The sequence below is a fragment of the Clostridium pacaense genome, assembly GCF_020709765.2.
Lineage (GTDB): Bacteria > Bacillota > Clostridia > Lachnospirales > Lachnospiraceae > Enterocloster > Enterocloster hominis.
Genome location: NZ_JAJFEB020000238.1, coordinates 1 through 234, shown reverse-complemented (window position 1 = coordinate 234; position 234 = coordinate 1). Strand labels below are relative to the sequence as shown.

Sequence of the window (234 nt, the reverse complement as noted above, 5' to 3'; positions counted from 1 at the left end):
ATCCGCGGGGGACATAAGCAGTTCCTGATGGATACCAATATCGGGAAAGCGAACTGGGCCGCGTGGAAGGAATGGATTGAGTCCGTCAATGATGACCTGCCGGACCCGGAGAGCCTGGAGGATGTCTGGGATGACCTACCGGAACTGGCACCATGCCTAATTGATGGCGTGCTCCGCCAGGGCCATAAGATGCTCATAGCCGGGCCGTCCACGGCCGGTAAGTCCTTCCTGCAG

Annotated in this window: 1 pseudogene; it reads left to right on the top strand. The window is 59.0% G+C overall.

The features are described 5' to 3' along the window. Nucleotides 1-234 (top strand): annotated as a pseudogene (locus LK536_RS59155) (AAA family ATPase); the annotation flags it as partial.